Below are 17,282 nucleotides of genomic sequence, written 5' to 3' on the forward strand. Positions count from 1 at the left end.
TTTTGATTGAGACAGCATACGCTTCAAGTATCGGTAAGGTACGAAAAAGCAATCAAGATTTTGTAAAAGTTTTTAAAAATCAAAAGGGAATTGTCTTAGCTATTGTTTGTGATGGTATGGGCGGTCATCAAGGCGGTGATGTTGCTTCTACGATGGCAGTTACTCATTTGGGACACAATTTTAGCAGGACTGATTTTACTAATGCTAATCTTGCTCATAAGTGGCTTGATGTGCAATTAAATTCTGAAAATGAAACAATTTTAAAAACTGCTGATAAATTTCCAGATTTAAATGGCATGGGCACTACTATTGTGCTGGCATTTGCATTTGATCAGAGTGCTTTAATTGCCCACTTAGGTGATTCACGCGCTTATAGCTATTCTGAGGGAAAATTCGAGCAGCTAACAGAAGATCATTCTTTAGTTAATGAATTGGTCAAGATGGGCCAAATTACTAAAGAGCAAGCTAAACATCATCCTCAAAAAAATATTATTACGCAAGCATTAGGCGTGTCGAGCACAATTGATCCTGAATTTGATGAGATTAAATTGGGCGAAAACGATATTATTTTGCTGTGTACGGATGGTCTAACCAACTCCCTTAGCGATCCTCAAATCCAACAGATTTTAGCAACTAAAGAACTTAGTTTAAAAGAACGCTGTAACAAATTGATCAGTGAAGCTAATCGATTAGGTGGTGGTGATAATATTACTGTCTGCCTAATTTGGAACAAGGAGGACGAGAGTAGTGATCGATAAAGGTTATCTGCTTGGGGAGCGTTACCGCATCATTGATACCTTAGGTGAAGGCGGGATGGCTAATGTCTATTTAGCGGAAGATATTATTTTGCAGCGTAAAGTTGCCGTTAAAATTTTACGTTTAGATTTACAAAATGAACCGCAAACCCAAGCTCGTTTTCAAAGAGAGGCACTAGCTACCAGTGAATTGAGTCATCCTAATATAGTTTCAGTCCTTGATGTGGGAACTGATCACGGACTGCCTTATATGGTAATGGAATATGTTGATGGCCCAAATCTAAAGGAGTATATTCGCAAAAATGCACCTTTAGATTTGCATGAAGTCATTCGCATCATGGACCAAATTTTGAGCGCAGTCGCTTTAGCCCATAAACATAATGTTATTCACCGTGATTTAAAGCCACAGAATATTTTAATGGACAAGCGCGGTAATATTAAAATTGCTGATTTTGGCATTGCTGTTGCCTTGAATCAAAGCTCAATTACGCAAACTAATTCGGTTATGGGTTCGGTCCATTATATGTCGCCTGAGCAAACTCGGGGCGGGATGGTTACCAAGCAATCGGATATTTATTCATTGGGGATTATTCTTTATGAATTAATTACGGGAACTGTTCCATTTAATGGTGATACACCGGTTGCAATTGCTCTAAAGCATGCCCAAGAACCTATTCCATCCATTCGTAAAAAAGATACTAGCGTACCACAGGCACTTGAAAACGTTGTTTTAAAAGCAACAGCTAAGGATCCGCGTGATCGATATGCCACTGCGCAAGAAATGAAAGTAGATCTAGATAGTAGTTTAGATCCTGAACGGGCAGATGAGCCGATTTTTGTTCCTGATCACGGCAATAACGATGATAAAACAATTGTTTTACCAGGATTAAAATCAGAAAAAGAAGATAAAAAAGTAGAAGAACCGGCGAAAGCGGAAACGGTAGAACCTGATAAACCAGCAGAGAAAAAATCTTTTTGGCAAAATGTTAAAAAACATAAGTGGTGGTGGTTGATCTCGGTTGTTGCTGCAGGGTTGATTATCTTAATGATGATTTTTGCCTTAAGCGGTAATGGCAATAAACATCAAGATGTTAATATTCCTGATGTCACCAATATTGCAGAAAAGACCGCTGAAAGTAAGCTAGAAGCAGCAGGATTACAGGTCGGCAAGATAATTAGACGTCAGTCAGATGATGTTAAAAAAGGTCATGTAATTACAACTAAGCCTACTGCTGGTAACAGTCTTGAGCGCGGCAAAAGTGTTGACTTAATTGTTTCTAGCGGCTCCAGCATGGTAAAAGTGCCTGATATGGTAGGTAAAAACTATGATGAAGCAGCAGAAAAATTAGAAAACATGGGCTTTGATGTTGTTAGAGAGGATCAATATTCAAATAAGGTTGATCCTGATCGAATAATTTCACAAAGTATTGCTGCCGGTGTTGAAGTCAAGCCAACGCAAACTACGATTACGTTAGTAGTTTCTCGTGGTAAGCAAGCTCGATTGCATCAAAAGATGATTACTTTAAAGGATTTAAGCAATTATTCTTTAAAGAGTGCACAAGATTATGCTAAAGAGCATGGTTTGACCTTGCAAATCAATCAAGAATATTCCGATGATGTTGAAAAGGGTATGGTAATTTCAATGGATCCCGGTCCGGGAACCAAGGTTGAACGTGGTTCAACTGTGACAATCAAAGTTTCTCGTGGACCAAAAGAAGATAAGGAAACTACGATTACTAAGACTTTCACTGTTAACTATGTTGGTAGCAATTTAGCTAAAGATGAAAAAACTGACAATGATAAAAATCAGGATGATTCTAAAGCAGAATCTGTTGAAAATAAGGGTGATCATGTTCAGATTTATATCAAAGATGATGATCATTCATTAAGTAATATTTATCGTGATCTTTATATTAAGCACGATATGAGCTTTTCAATTCCGTTTAACATCAGAGAAGGTAGTGGACAATTAAAAGTTGTTCGTAATGGCGATACAATTTTGAATGAAAAGGTGACTAAATAAATGAAACTAGCACAAGGAACCGTTGTAGGTTTAATTGCTGGTTATTATGATGTAGAAACCGCTGCGGGTATCGTTAGAACGCGAGCTCGCGGCGTTTTTCGTCAAAAAAAGCAAAAACCAGCAGTCGGCGATCATGTAGAAATTCAAATAGATGATAAGGGTATGAGTTATTTGGTAAAGATTTTGCCGCGGATCAATCGCATTGGTCGTCCAGCAGTTGCCAATGTCAGTCACGTATTACTAGTAATTTCTGCAGTGGAGCCAGATTTTTCAGTAGAGTTATTAGATCGATTTTTAACTTTCTTTTCTTGGCAAGAAGTTGGTGTGACAATTTATTTATCCAAAGCTGATTTATTGCCGGAAGCGAAATTAACGCCAATTAAACAAGCATTAAGTTATTATCAAAAAATTGGCTATCCTGTTTTTACTGACTATCCTGAATTGCAAACGCAAATTCCAGCATTGATTAAGAAAAATCAAATTTGGACTTTGGCCGGTCAATCAGGTGCAGGTAAGTCAACTTTGCTTAACCATTTAAAAAAGGATGCTAATCAGGAAACTGGTGCAATTTCAACTAGTTTAAATCGTGGTAAGCACACAACTAGAAAGGTTGAACTCTTCAAATTAGGAGCTGGCTTTTTGGCTGATACACCAGGTTTTTCATCGATTGATTTAACTCCAATTAAGTTGAATAAATTATGCAATTACTTCGTTGAATTTAAAAAAGCTAGCGTTCAATGTAAGTTTCGTGGTTGCCAGCATTTGCAAGAGCCTGGTTGTGAAGTGAAGAAATTACTTGAAGCTGGAGAAATCTTAGCCAGCAGATATGAAGATTATTTAGCAATGCGGACCGAGATTAGCGAAGGACGCATGCCAGAATATTTGAAATAGAGGTATTAATTAATGATGATTGCCCCCTCAATTTTGAACGCAAATAATATTGACTTAAAAAATGATATTGAAAATGCAGTAGAAGCTGGAATCAGCCGTTTTCATATTGATATTATGGATGGACACTTTGTACCAAATTTGTCCTTTGGCCCACAATTAATTAAAGATTTTAAGCGCGAATTTCCAATGACTAATGCTGAAATTCACTTGATGAGCAATGCCCCCGACAAATTGGTACCGTCCTTTGTAGAAGCAGGAGCTGACTTAATTGAATTGCATTATGAAGCAATGGATCAACCTAAACTTTATTATTGGCTGGATTATTTGGCTTCTAATGGTGTTGATACTGCTTTAGCAATTAGCCCTGATACGTCAGTTGATGTGATTAAGCAATATCTGCCTTTATTAAAGCAAGTCTTGGTCATGACGGTAAAACCAGGCTTTGGTGGGCAAAGCTTTATTCCTGAATCAATTGATCGAATTAAAGCGGTTAGAGAGATTGTCGGCCCAGATTTTGATATTGAAGTTGATGGCGGGATTAATGATCAAACGATTAAGTTAGCTAAGGATGCTGGTGCTAATATTTTTGTTGTTGGTTCATATCTCTATGAAAATGGCAATATTAGTGGTCAAGTACATAAATTAGAGAAAATTATCAAATAATGAAAGCATATGCATTATTAGGTGGGCCGACAGATTTGTGGCCGAAAGATATTAAAGAAAAACTAGCTAATGCTGACTTAATTATTGGCGTTGATCGTGGCGCCTTATTTTTGGAAGAATTGGGGATAATTCCTGATGTTGCAGTCGGTGATTATGATTCCTTACAAAAAAAGGATTTGCAGCGAATAGAAAGTAATATTTCTGATATTCGCTATTCAAATCCCGTCAAAGATTGGACTGATTCCGAATTAATGTTGCGTGTTGCTTTTGAAGATTATCATGCCGATGAGCTGGTAATTTTAGGAGCGACCGGTGGTCGAATAGACCATTTTTTGATTAATTTATTAATGGTATTGAATCCTGAGATAAGATGCTATGCAGAAAAAGTAACGTTAGTTGATAAGCAAAATTTGATTTGCTTTTTTGATGCAGGAGAACATCTGATTAAAAAACAGGCATCATATCCTTATATTGGTTTTGCGGCTCTAACTGCTGTAGAAGATTTTAATATCAGCGGAGCACTATACGAATTAAAACATTATTCAGGTGATTATCCCCGCATTTTTTCGTCAAATGAATTTTTGGCTAATAGTAATCAATTTAAAATAAGTAGTCAAAAAGGCGTGATTGCGGCAATTTATTCTAAAGATATTAATCGTTTTCATAATTTATAGAATATGATACAGTAAAGTGGAACTATAGGAAAAGAAAACGAGGTAATTCAAATGAAATACATTGACTTTGAAAAAGATGTTGCCGGTTTTGAAGATGGTCGTTATGAAGCAAGACTTGATCGTGCTAAGCAAAATGTAAAAGATTATATGCACAAGAATCATGTTCACGTTTTTGATAAAAAGAAGAAAAAGGAAGTTGCTACAATCAATGGTTTAGCTAGAAATGTAACTTATCAAGACTTGGGTTTACCAACTAAGCTAGGTGAAATGATTACTGAATATGCTTATACGCCAATCGATGAAAGAATGGCTGATTTGATTTCTGATGATGACAAGCACCATAACATTATGAAGTAAGATGAAGTAAGACGAAATAAAACGGTAAGAAGACAGGAATGTTTTCTTACCGTTTTTTAATTGTTGTACAAATGATGTACAAGATACGTATTTTTTTAATGAGTAAAAAAATAGCTTGCAAGATCAGCGATCTAACAAGCTTTTGGTCTATTAGGCACGAGTAACTTTACCAGACTTTAAAGCCTTGGTTGAAACCCATACGCGCTTTGGCTTACCGTCAACAAGAATGCGAACTTTTTGAAGGTTTGGCTTCCAAGCACGACGAGCTGAGTTCAATGAGTGTGAACGTTTGTTACCGAATGTAGTCTTCTTACCTGTTACGTAATCTTTTGCCATTTGCTAAACCTCCTTTATTTGTGATGTCATACTCAATTAGATTATCATATGTTTTGGTGCAATTCAACACCAAAAGGATTTTTTTACAGTATATTTTAATTATTGATTATCTCGTTACTATGATAAAATAATAAACGTATATATAGATAATAAGACGGAGGACGAAACATGGCTGTTAAGATCAAGACAAAAGATGGTTTGATTGATATTTCAAACGGTGTAATCGCAACTGTTGTTGGTGGCGCAGCTACGTCTAATTATGGCGTTGTAGGGATGGCTTCAAAGAATGCCATTCGCGATGGATTTGACGGAATTCTTAATCGTGCCAATTATAAGCGCGGTGTTGTTGTCAAGTCAGAAGATAATGAAATTACGGTTGACGTGTACATTATTGTCGGATATGGTTTAAAGATTTCTGAAGTAAGTAAGAATGTTCAAGATAGTGTTAAATTTAATTTAAAGAATCAATTAGGAATTGACACTAAAGCCGTTAATGTCGTTGTACAAAGCGTTAAGGTACTTGACGAATAACGCAAGCGGAGGTTTTAAATAGTGGTTTTAAATGAGATAGATAGTAAGCAATTTAGAGATATGGTGCGTGTTGCTACCCACCGAATTGGAAAAAATGCTGAGTTTGTTAATTCATTAAATGTTTTCCCAGTTCCTGATGGCGATACTGGTACCAATATGAATTTAACCATTGAAAGTGGTGCAAAAGCTGTTTCTGAAAATCCTAGCACCAGCGTTGGTGATTTAACTGAAAGCTTGGCTAAAGGGATGTTGATGGGTGCTCGCGGTAATAGTGGTGTTATTACTTCACAATTATTCCGCGGATTTTACAAGGCAACCCAAGGAATGAAGACTTTAACTGCACAAGAATTGGCTAATGCTTTTTCAAATGGTGTAGCTACTGCTTATAAAGCCGTAATGAAGCCTGTTGAAGGTACAATTTTAACTGTAGCTCGTGTTGCTGCACAAGCAGGTGCCACTAAGGCAAATGATACTGACGATGTAACTGAAGTAATGAAGGCTGTTGTCGAGGGTGCTAAGAAGGCACTTAAGTCAACCCCAGATTTATTGCCAGTTTTGAAGCAAGTTGGTGTTGTTGACTCAGGTGGTCAAGGTTTGTTGTTTATCTATGAAGGCTTCTTAGAAGGCTTGTTGGGTGAAAACTTTGCTGATCAATATCAACCTGATGAAAATGAAATGGATGAAATGATCAATGCAATGCACCACCAATCTTCAGTGCAAAGTCAATTGGCTACTCAGGACATTAAGAATGGTTATTGTACTGAAATTATGGTCGACCTTAATGCTGACGTGCCTGACAAGAAGAAGTTTGACCTAGAAGAATTTAGAAAGCATTTATCAGGTTTAGGCGATTCATTATTAGCTGTTTCTGATGGTGAAATTGCTAAGGTTCACGTACATACTGAGCATCCAGGTGATGTTTTCCAATATGGTAGTCAATTTGGTCAATTGGGCAAGATTAAGATTGACAACATGAGAATTCAACATGAAAGTATTGTGGACCAGGATGAGGAACAACAAGAAGCAGTTGATTTTGCTGTAATTGCTGTTGCCTCTGGTAATGGTATTCGCAAGTTGTTTGAAAGCGAAGGGGTAAACCGGATTATCTCAGGCGGTCAAACAATGAATCCATCTACGCAAGACTTTATTGATGCGATTAAGAAGTCTGGCGCTAAAAAGGCAATCGTTTTACCAAATAACGGTAACATTGTGATGGCTGCTAAGCAGGCAGCAGAAGTTAGCGACATTCCAGTAGGAATTGTGCCATCTAAGACTATCTCACAAGGTTTGACTGCAATGCTTTCATTTAACCCAGATGCATCTGTTGATGAAAACGTTGAAGCAATGACTGAAGATTTGGATACTGTTGTTTCAGGTGAAGTTACTCAAGCTACTCGTGATACTGAAATTGACAAAGTAGAAATTCATAAGAATGACTACTTGGGTATTGTTGATGGCAAGATTAAGGTTGATAATGCTGACTTGATCAAGACAACTACTGAAATGATTGAAAAAATGCTTGATGATGATTCAGAAATTATCACGATTATGTTTGGTCGTGATGCTAGTGAAGCTCAAGCACAAGAAGTTGTTGATCAACTTGAAGCCAAGCATGATGATCTTGAATTTGAAATTCATGATGGTGGTCAACCTGTATATCACTTCTTAGTATCAGTTGAATAAAATGATTGATAATGCATTATTTGCTCCTGTGACAGATTTAAAGGGTGTAGGAACAAAGACTGCAGCTGCATTAGGCAGTTTAGGCATTTATAGCATTTATGACTTACTCTTTTATTTTCCTTTTCGCTATGACGAATTACAAACGTTACCGTTAGACCAAATCATGGATGGACAAAAGGTAATGTTAAAGGGAATCGTGGCAACTGAAGCCTTTGTTAGTCGATTTGGCTATAAAAAGAGTCGCCTAAGTTTCAAAATGAGAATTGACCATGATGTAATCATGGTCAATTTTTTTAATCAACCATGGTTAAAAAATAAGATTGAAATTGGGCAAGAAGTAGCTATTTATGGTAAATATAATGTCGCGCGGCAAAGCTTATCAGCTTTTAAATTTGTGGCAGCAAAAGAAAATGATAGTGGCATGGCACCGATTTATCCGGTTAATCGGCATGTTAAGCAAAAGAAATTAATTGATCTGATTAATACTGCAATTGATAATTTTATTGATCAAGTTCAAGATATTGTGCCGGAAAAGTTACGTCAAGAATATCGCTTGCTCAAGGATCAAGAAATTATCGAAAAAATGCATCATCCTAAAAATGGACATGAAGCTGAGCTGGCTAAAAGAAGTGCAATTTTTCGTGAATTTTTCATTTTTGAGTTGCAATTAGCTTTGCTTACTCATAACGATGGCAAGCAAGCTGGTTATGCTAAAAAATATGATTTAACTGAAATAGCTCAGCTAACGAAGTCACTTCCTTTTGAACTGTCTGATGATCAAAAGCGAGTAGTTAATGAAATTTTTGCTGATCTGCATTCTGATGGACAAATGCGTCGTCTTTTGCAAGGGGATGTTGGGTCAGGAAAAACTGTAGTGGCCGTATATGCAATTTTTGCGGCCATTACCGCTGGTTATCAAGCAGCCTTAATGGTGCCAACTGAAATTTTAGCAACGCAACATTTTAAGAAAATTGATGAATTATTGCGTCCTTTAGGCGTAAGAGTAGCTTTGTTAACAGGAAATACTAAGATATTAGAGCGGCGAGAGATTTATCGTGAATTAACCGATGGTACGATTAATATAGTGATTGGGACTCATGCTTTGATTCAAGATAATGTTATTTTCAAAAAGCTGGGCTTAGTTATCATTGATGAACAGCACCGTTTTGGCGTAGGACAACGACAAGCTTTGATTAATAAGGGAGATCAACCTGATATTTTGGCAATGACGGCAACGCCAATTCCGCGAACTCTAGCATTGACAGTTTATGGCGACATGACCGTCTCAGAAATCCATCATTTGCCGGCTGGTAGAAAGCCAATTATTTCAACTTGGAAAACTAGCAGTCAAATGAAGGATGTCTACCGTCAAATGCAAGAACAATTAGATCAAGGCTTCCAAATTTATGCGGTAACTCCGTTGATTACAGAATCAGAAACCTTAGATTTAAAAAATGCAGAAGAACTGCATGAAAAACTAAGTCATGACTTCCCTGATCAAAAAGTAGTTTTACTTCATGGTCAGATGCCTGGAGCGCAAAAAGATGAGATTATGGCGGCTTTTGCAGCAGGAGAAATTAATATTTTAGTTACTACTAGCGTAATTGAAGTTGGGGTCGATGTGGCTAATGCTAATATGATGGTAATTTATAATGCTGATCGTTTTGGTTTGAGCCAATTGCACCAGCTTCGTGGTCGAATCGGCCGTGGTCAAACTCAAAGTTACTGCGTCTTTGTAGCTGATCCTAAGACTGACTCCGGAAAAGCTAGAATGAAAATTATTGCTGCCACAAATGATGGTTTTAAATTAGCTGAGGAAGACTTAAAGATGCGTGGCGAAGGTGATTTATTTGGTAAAGCTCAATCGGGTTTGCCAGAATTTCGTGTGGGCGATGTTGTAAATAATTATAATACCCTGGTTGTGGCGCAAAAAGAGGCGCGTGCGCTAGTTGCAGCTGATCCGGATTTATCTAAGTCAGAACACATGGCGCTCAAGCAAGTGCTAGAATATAAGCAATTAGAGCAAAATAGAATTTAAAAAGATTGTGGTGAAAATATATGAGAACAATTGCAATTGATGCGATGGGCGGCGAGAAGGCTCCAGATGCAATCGTTAAGGCAGTTTTACAAGCAAAATCTGAAATGCCTGAGACTAAGTTTTTATTATTTGGTGACAAAGAAGCACTTAGAAAATTAATCCCTGAAGATCAAATTAACGACCAATTAGGAGTAGTGCCAACAACGGAAGTTATTGCTGATAAAGATGAACCAGTTAAAGCAATTAGAAGAAAAAAAGATTCTTCAATGGTAGTTGCAGCTAATTTTGTTAAAGAAGGAAAGGCTGATGCTTTACTTTCATTAGGCAATACTGGTGCACTTTTGGCCTGTGGAATCTTCATTATTGGTCGAATTAAAGGGATTGTTCGCCCAGGTTTAATGCCAACTTTACCTGTAAAAAATAGTGATGATGGTTTTAATATGGTTGATGTTGGTGCTAATGCTAAAAGTAAGCCAGAATATCTTTTGCAATGGGCTGAAATGGCATCATATTATGCTGAAAAGATCCGTGGTATTCAAAATCCTCGTGTCATGTTGCTCAATAATGGAGCAGAAAGCGATAAAGGCGATGAAGTTCATCAAAAAGCTTATGAATTGCTCAAGAATAGCGATTTAAACTTTTTGGGCAATATTGAGGGTAATGAATTGTTACTTGGTAAGGCTGATGTTGTTGTTACTGATGGCTTTACTGGTAATGCAGTGCTCAAGAATATTGAAGGAACTTCGAGTGTTTTACTCCATTTGTTAAAAGACAGTTTATTAAATGGCGGTATGATGACTAAATTAGGTGCTTTAATGGTTAAGGGCTCACTAGCCAGCTTGAAGTCAAAATTTGATACTGCTAAATATGGTGGTGCAGTTTTACTTGGAGTTAATGCTCCAGTAGTTAAAACTCACGGTAGATCAAATGAACGTCCAATTTATTTCACTCTCAAGCAAGTTGATAAAATGATTAAAGAAAAACTTGTTGAAGATTTTAGAGACGAATTTGCTGAAAAATAGTACAATATTTTATTAAAAAGGAGTGTTTTTATGTCAGAAGAAGAAATTTTTAATAAAATTAAGGACATGATCGCCGACAACTTTGATGTTGACAAAGATAAGATTACTGAACAGACTAATTTTATGAACGATTTAGATGCTGATTCAATTGATTTAGTTGAATTTATCTTGCAACTTGAAGATGAATTTGGCGCAGAAATTCCTGATGATGAAGCTGAAAAAATTAAAACAATTGGGGATGCAGTCTCATATATCAAAGCTCATCAAGGATAATTTTCTAAAAAAGCCGTGTCGTTATTTGCATACGACCGGCTTTGTGTTTATAATTAGAAAATAAATAGAAAAGATTAAATGCTTTTAATAAAAAGCTTGAGATGGAGGAATGACCTTTGGAGAAGCAGAGTGATCTTTTATTAGATATTCAACACCTGCATACGGCATACCGTTTGCAAGGGAAATTCTATGATGCAGCAGACGATGTTAATCTAACTCTGAAGCGTGATGAGATTTTGGCCATCGTTGGTGAATCTGGTTGCGGCAAGAGTACGATTGCTTCAAGTATCATTGGATTGTACGACCATAAAAATACTAAAGTAACAGGGGACATTCTCTATAATGAATTAAACCTAGTTGGCTTGAACGAATCACTTTTCAATAAGATTCGTGGTGATAAGATCGGCATGATCTTCCAGGACCCATTGGCCAGCTTGAACCCATTGATGCGTGTTGGTGACCAAGTTGCAGAAACACTTTATTACCACACTGAGATGGACGAAAAGGCACGGCATGCGCGTGTAATCGAATTGTTTAATCAAGTAGGGATGCCTAAGCCTGATGAAATGTACGAAATGTACCCACATGAATTGTCAGGTGGTCTGCGTCAGCGTGTGGTTATTGCCATGGCAATTGCATGTAAACCAGAAGTTATTATCGCTGATGAGCCAACTACTGCTTTGGATGTTACTATTCAAGCTCAAATTTTGGACTTGCTAGAAGATATTCAAAAGCAATCACATTCAGGGATCATTTTGATTACTCACGACTTAGGTGTCGTAGCTGAAACTGCTGATGAAGTTGCAGTTATGTATGCTGGTCAAATCGTTGAAAAATCTGATGTAAAGACAATTTTTGAAAACCCACTTCATCCATACACACGGTCATTGCTTAATTCAATGCCTCAATCAGATGATACGGATGAAGACCTTCACGTAATTCACGGTACTGTGCCATCACTTAAGAATATGCCACGTACTGGGGATCGATTTGCAGCAAGAATTCCATGGATTCCTGCTAGCGCACATGAAGAAAATCCTAAGGTGCATGAAGTTGCACCTGGTCACTGGGTAAGATGTACTTGCTGGAAGTCATTCCACTTTAAAAATGAAAAGACGGCAAGTGGGGAGTAGTTTATGGCAAAAGAAATTATTCAAATCAAAGATTTAAAGGTCTATTACCCAATTCGCTCCGGTTTTTGGAACAGAATTACTGATTATGTTCGTGCCGTTGATGGAGTTAATTTCTCAATTAATGAAGGAGAAACTTACGGTTTAATTGGTGAATCGGGTTCTGGTAAATCTACTACTGGTAAAGCAATTGTTGGGGTTGAAAAAGTTACTGGCGGTCAAATCATGTATAAAGGTTTGGACGTAACCAAAGTAAGTAACCGCAAAAAGCTTGATTACAACAAGGATGTTCAGATGATTTTCCAGGATTCAATGTCAAGTTTGAACCCAAGAAAGAGAATCGAAGACATTATTGCTGAGCCAATTAGAAACTTTGAAAATTTAACTACAGATCAAGAACGTGATCGTGTTCAAGAATTGCTTGATATTGTGGGGATGCCTAGTGATGCCATTTACAAGTATCCACACGAATTCTCAGGTGGTCAACGTCAAAGAATTGGTGTAGCTCGTGCCGTAGCTACTAATCCTAAGTTGATTGTGGCTGATGAACCAACTTCTGCATTGGACTTATCAGTTCAAGCACAAGTTTTGAACTTTATGAAGCACATTCAACAACAATACAACATTGCATACTTATTCATTTCTCACGACTTGGGTGTTGTCAAGCACATGTCAGAAAACTTGGCAATTATGCACCGTGGTCGCTTAGTTGAATTAGGTAGTCGAGAAGAAATTTATAAGCATCCAATTCATATTTATACTAAGCGTTTGCTTTCTGCTATTCCTAAGGTCGACGTTGAACACCGTGCAGAACACAAGAAGCACCGTGAACAAGTTGAAAGAGAATTTGAAGAAGACCAAAGCAAATGGTATGACAAGGATGGTCGTGTATATCCATTGCAACAAGTAGCACCTAAACACTGGGTCGCTTTGCCTGAAGATATGGCCCACGAAGCTAAACTTGAAGAATTAGAAGAAAAGGAGAGTGATTAAGCATGTGGAAAACGATTTTACGGCGTTTGTTAATCATGATCCCTCAATTGATTATCTTGAGTTTACTGGTCTTTCTTTTAGCTAAGATGATGCCTGGTGACCCATTTAGTGGATCAATTAACCCTAACACCGATCCTAAACAAATTGAAGCTTTGAGAAGAGCCGCTGGTTTGTATGATCCATGGTACGTGCAATACTTTAGATGGGTGGGTAACTTGTTCCATGGTGATCTTGGTACAAGTTACATCCAACACGTGCCAGTAACTTCATTGATTGCTGACCGTGCAAGTAACACTTTCTGGTTGTCACTTTTGACTACTATTTTGACTTATAGTATTGCAATTCCTCTTGGTATCACTTCAGGTCGTCATCAGGATCAATGGCAAGATACTAGTGTTAGAATTTTTAACTACATTACCTTGGCAACTCCAGGGTTCGTATTCTATATCTTAGGTTTGTGGCTTTTCGGCTTTACTTTAGGCTGGTTCCCAATCTCTGGTTCTGTTTCAGCTAGTGCCTCTGGTTTCTGGGGCGTACTTGGTAGTAGAATTTATCACATGATTCTACCAGCTATTTTGTATGCTTTGATCACTACTACTGGTACAGTACAATACTTAAGAACTGGAATTGTTGATAACAAGGTTGAAGATTACGTAAGAACTGCTCGTAGTAAGGGCGTTCCAGAAAATATTGTCTTCCACAAGCACATTTTGCGTAACTCATTATTGCCAATTGCTGCCTTCTTAGGTAACACGATTACCGGTCTTCTTAGTGGTTCAATGATTATTGAAAGTGTATTTAGTTACCCTGGTATGGGTAAGTTGTTCCTTGACTCAATTGGACAACGTGACTACACTACTTTGACTGCTTTGATTCTTATCTTTGGTATCTTAACTTTAATTGGTAACTTATTATCAGATATCATTATGAGTATCATTGACCCACGTATTAGAATTCAATAGGGAGGAGAGAAAAAATGGCTGATAAGAAAGAAAAAGCTACAAAGCAAGCTACTAAAAAAGATGAAAAGCAAAAAGCTACTCTCCCACCTTCTGGATTCAAGGTGGCTATGCGTGAAATTTTACGTTCAAAGTCCGCTTTAACTGCTTTAATTATCATTATTGTGATTTTACTGTTTACTTTTGGTGGTTCATTATTCTTGAACCGAGCACAAGTAACAGAAATGAACATTGCTGACTCATACTACGGTTGGGGTGAAGCTGGCCACTTGTTAGGTACTGATGATGGTGGTCGTGACATCTTGAAATTGTTGATTATGGGTGGTCGTAACTCAATCATGATTGGTATTTCAGTAACTGTAATTACTGAAATTGTCGGTTTAGTTGTTGGCTTGGTATCTGGTTACTTTGGTGGAGCAATTGACTCAGTTATCATGAGAATCGTTGACTTCATTCAAATTTTGCCACAAATGCCAATTATCATTGTTTTGACTACTGTTATTCCTAATTATAATGCCGTAACTTTGGTATTCTTAATTGCGATGTTTGGTTGGACGACCACGGCACGTTACTTCCGGTCGTTTGTTCTATCACAACGTGGTCGTGACTATGTTTTGGCATCAAAGACTTCAGGTTCATCCAACTTGCAAATTATGTTCCGTGAAGTTTTGCCAAACATTACTTCAATGATTATTATCGACGTTGTATTAACTATTGCTGGTAACATTGGTATTGAAACTAGTTTATCTTTCTTGGGTTATGGTTTGCCAAGTACCACACCATCACTTGGGACTTTGATTGGATTCGCTAACGACCCGGTTAACGTTATTAACCGTCCTTGGCTGTGGCTTCCTGCGACTATCTTACTTTTGGTGATTTCTTTAAGTATTAATTATGTTGGTCAAGCTTTGCAACGTGCTGGTGATGCTAGACAACGTGAAAACTAATAAAGTAATAATTAAATTAAAACAGCTCTATCGCTTGGTAGAGCTGTTTTTTTATATTTATAACTAAAAACTTATTTAAAACGAATAAAATTAAAATTAAAAAATATCTCATAAAACTATTGCATTTCTAATTTATCGTGCTATGATTTAATCATCAACTTGATTCAAATAACTATTGGAAAAGAAATGTATCCTAGATGGGGGAAACAAAGTATGAAATTATCGAAAGTATTGGGTTCAGTCGGAGTCGTTTCCGCAGCAGCATTAGCTTTAGTTGCTTGTGGCAAGAGCGGTAATAGTAATGGTGATGCTGCAAAAGAAGCAAGCAAGTTTCCTGCAGCTACTCCTAAAAAGCCAGTTAAACGAGGCGGTAGTGTAAGCATTGCGCTTGAAACAGATACTCCATTTACTGGTATCTTTTCAGATGAGTTATCAACTACAGCTACTGATTCTAGTGTCGCAGCACCAGCTGAAGAATCACTTTTCGATACTGATGATCATTACAAGATTAATGATAAAGGTGCAGCTACAATGAAGTTAGATCGTAAGGCTAAAACTGTTACTATTACAGTTAAGAAGGGCGTTAAGTGGTCTGATGGTCAACAAGTAAATGCAAAAGATCTTGAATATCCATACGAAATTTTAGCTAATAAGAAGACTCAAGCTCAACGTTACGATTCAACTCTTGAGGACATTGAAGGGATGAAAGAATACCATGAAGGAAAAGCTAAGACTATTTCTGGTATTGAAATGCCGGACGGTGAGAAGGGGCGTACAATTGTAATTCACTTTAAGGAATTAAAACCAGGTATGTATTATAGTGGTAATGGCTACTTCTGGGAATCAGCAGCACCATATCATTACTTAAAGGATGTACCCTTTAATAAGCTACAATCTAGTGATGAAATCAGAAAAAGACCGTTATATTTTGGTCCATTTAAAGTTCAAAAGCTAGTTCGAGGTCAATCAGTAACTTATGTTCCAAATAAGTATTACTGGCGTGGTAAACCGAAGTTGGATAAGATTGTTATCTCTGTTGTAAATCCTAACTCAGCTACTCAAGCTATTAAGAGTCATAAATTTGATATTGCTGGTGTCCTTAATTCACAGTGGGAACAAGTAAAAGACACAAAGAAAATTAACTTTGTAGCTCAAGTTCCTTTAGCATATAGCTACCTTGGCTTTAAGTTAGGTAAATGGGATGCTGCTAAAGGTGAAAACGTAATGGACAAGAATTCTAAAATGAATAATAAGGCATTACGTCAAGCTATTGGATATGCAATGAACTTAGATGCTGTCAATAAGAGATATAATCATGGCTTAAGCTTTAGAGTTAATACTTTAATTCCTAAAGGCTTTGGTGATTATCATGATAATAGTATTAAAGGCTTTAACTACAATTTGAAGAAAGCAAGTCAACTTCTGGATAAAGCTGGTTATAAGAAGAAAGGTAAATGGCGTGTACAACCAAATGGTAAGCCGTTAAACATTAAGCTTCTCGCTGCTACAGGTAGTGCAATTCAAGAACCAATTATCCAAAACTATATCCAACAATGGAAGAAGATTGGCTTAAATGTTTCATTAACTGGTGGTCGTTTAGCTGAACAAAATTCATTCTTTGATAAGATTCAAAATGATGCCAAAAACGTTGACATGTTTATGGCTGCCTGGAGTTTAGCATCAGAACCATCTCAAGGCTCAATGTATGGTAAGACTTCACCAATGAACTATGAACGCTTTGTAACACCAGAAAACACTGAGTTACTTGAAGAAATGGATTCCCAAAAGTCGTTCAATCACCAATATCGTGTTAATGTATTCCATAAGTGGCAAAAGTATATGTATGATGAAGCTTTTGTAGTTCCAATGAATAATTCTTACTCAATTACTGCACTTAATAATAAGATTACTGGTTATTCAACTAAGCCATCACAAAACAATAACGGTCACCAATTATGGTATCAAGTTGGTTACGCTAAGTAATTCATTGATCATTAGTAAAATAAA

Annotated in this window: 17 protein-coding genes; 16 read left to right on the top strand and 1 reads right to left on the bottom strand. The window is 37.1% G+C overall.

Annotated elements, in window-relative coordinates; genetic code table 11:
* The first annotated feature begins 2 nt into the window (after positions 1-2).
* The 6 genes from Q0Y84_RS00860 to Q0Y84_RS00885 are packed head-to-tail and all read left to right on the top strand — an operon-like array spanning position 3 to position 5,363.
* A complete protein-coding gene (locus Q0Y84_RS00860) occupies positions 3-758 on the top strand; it encodes a Stp1/IreP family PP2C-type Ser/Thr phosphatase (protein ID WP_297949843.1) in 756 nt (251 codons plus the stop codon).
* Positions 748-2,778, top strand: coding sequence for a Stk1 family PASTA domain-containing Ser/Thr kinase (pknB, locus tag Q0Y84_RS00865; RefSeq protein ID WP_297949845.1), 2,031 nt, complete (start codon positions 748-750; stop codon positions 2,776-2,778). Before Q0Y84_RS00860 ends, pknB begins: the two co-directional genes overlap by 11 nt.
* Positions 2,779-3,669, top strand: a complete 891-nt coding sequence (gene rsgA / locus Q0Y84_RS00870) for a ribosome small subunit-dependent GTPase A (protein WP_297949847.1) — start codon at positions 2,779-2,781, stop codon at positions 3,667-3,669. It begins immediately after the preceding gene.
* A 12-nt stretch (positions 3,670-3,681) separates the two neighbouring features.
* Positions 3,682-4,332: a ribulose-phosphate 3-epimerase gene (gene rpe / locus Q0Y84_RS00875; RefSeq protein ID WP_297949849.1), complete on the top strand. Its 651-nt coding sequence runs from the start codon at positions 3,682-3,684 to the stop codon at positions 4,330-4,332.
* Complete coding sequence (locus tag Q0Y84_RS00880; RefSeq protein ID WP_297949851.1) at positions 4,332-5,006, top strand: thiamine diphosphokinase; 675 nt, start codon at positions 4,332-4,334, stop codon at positions 5,004-5,006. Before rpe ends, Q0Y84_RS00880 begins: the two co-directional genes overlap by 1 nt.
* Positions 5,007-5,057: 51 nt before the next feature.
* Positions 5,058-5,363, top strand: coding sequence for a hypothetical protein (locus Q0Y84_RS00885; protein ID WP_297949853.1), 306 nt, complete (start codon positions 5,058-5,060; stop codon positions 5,361-5,363).
* A gap of 150 nt (positions 5,364-5,513) precedes the next feature.
* On the opposite strand, the gene rpmB is transcribed toward Q0Y84_RS00885, so the two are convergent.
* The gene (gene rpmB, locus Q0Y84_RS00890) at positions 5,514-5,699 is read right to left on the bottom strand and encodes a 50S ribosomal protein L28 (protein WP_025005840.1); all 186 of its coding nucleotides are present in this window, start codon (positions 5,697-5,699) and stop codon (positions 5,514-5,516) included.
* A gap of 168 nt (positions 5,700-5,867) precedes the next feature.
* Between rpmB and Q0Y84_RS00895 the strand changes: the two genes are divergently transcribed.
* From Q0Y84_RS00895 to Q0Y84_RS00940, 10 genes are all read left to right on the top strand, one after another.
* A complete protein-coding gene (locus tag Q0Y84_RS00895; protein ID WP_297949857.1) occupies positions 5,868-6,230 on the top strand; it encodes an Asp23/Gls24 family envelope stress response protein in 363 nt (120 codons plus the stop codon).
* Between the two features lie 21 nt (positions 6,231-6,251).
* Positions 6,252-7,913 carry a DAK2 domain-containing protein gene (locus Q0Y84_RS00900; protein WP_297949859.1) on the top strand — a complete coding sequence of 554 codons (1,662 nt, stop codon included), beginning with the start codon at positions 6,252-6,254 and terminating at the stop codon, positions 7,911-7,913.
* A gap of 1 nt (position 7,914) precedes the next feature.
* The gene (gene recG, locus Q0Y84_RS00905; protein WP_297949861.1) at positions 7,915-9,951 is read left to right on the top strand and encodes an ATP-dependent DNA helicase RecG; all 2,037 of its coding nucleotides are present in this window, start codon (positions 7,915-7,917) and stop codon (positions 9,949-9,951) included.
* A 20-nt stretch (positions 9,952-9,971) separates the two neighbouring features.
* The gene (gene plsX / locus Q0Y84_RS00910) at positions 9,972-10,973 is read left to right on the top strand and encodes a phosphate acyltransferase PlsX (protein ID WP_297949863.1); all 1,002 of its coding nucleotides are present in this window, start codon (positions 9,972-9,974) and stop codon (positions 10,971-10,973) included.
* A gap of 30 nt (positions 10,974-11,003) precedes the next feature.
* On the top strand, positions 11,004-11,246 hold the full coding sequence (acpP, locus tag Q0Y84_RS00915) for an acyl carrier protein (protein ID WP_297949865.1): 243 nt from the start codon (positions 11,004-11,006) through the stop codon (positions 11,244-11,246).
* A 116-nt stretch (positions 11,247-11,362) separates the two neighbouring features.
* Positions 11,363-12,379: an ABC transporter ATP-binding protein gene (locus tag Q0Y84_RS00920; protein WP_297949867.1), complete on the top strand. Its 1,017-nt coding sequence runs from the start codon at positions 11,363-11,365 to the stop codon at positions 12,377-12,379.
* 3 nt (positions 12,380-12,382) lie between these two features.
* Complete coding sequence (locus Q0Y84_RS00925; protein WP_297949869.1) at positions 12,383-13,369, top strand: ABC transporter ATP-binding protein; 987 nt, start codon at positions 12,383-12,385, stop codon at positions 13,367-13,369.
* A 2-nt stretch (positions 13,370-13,371) separates the two neighbouring features.
* Positions 13,372-14,331, top strand: a complete 960-nt coding sequence (gene opp4B / locus Q0Y84_RS00930) for an oligopeptide ABC transporter permease (RefSeq protein ID WP_297949871.1) — start codon at positions 13,372-13,374, stop codon at positions 14,329-14,331.
* Between the two features lie 14 nt (positions 14,332-14,345).
* A complete protein-coding gene (locus Q0Y84_RS00935; RefSeq protein ID WP_297949873.1) occupies positions 14,346-15,275 on the top strand; it encodes an ABC transporter permease in 930 nt (309 codons plus the stop codon).
* A gap of 213 nt (positions 15,276-15,488) precedes the next feature.
* Positions 15,489-17,258 carry an oligopeptide ABC transporter substrate-binding protein gene (locus Q0Y84_RS00940; RefSeq protein WP_297949875.1) on the top strand — a complete coding sequence of 590 codons (1,770 nt, stop codon included), beginning with the start codon at positions 15,489-15,491 and terminating at the stop codon, positions 17,256-17,258.
* Positions 17,259-17,282 lie beyond the last annotated feature (24 nt).

Source organism: uncultured Lactobacillus sp. (genome assembly GCF_947367125.1).
Classification (GTDB): domain Bacteria; phylum Bacillota; class Bacilli; order Lactobacillales; family Lactobacillaceae; genus Lactobacillus.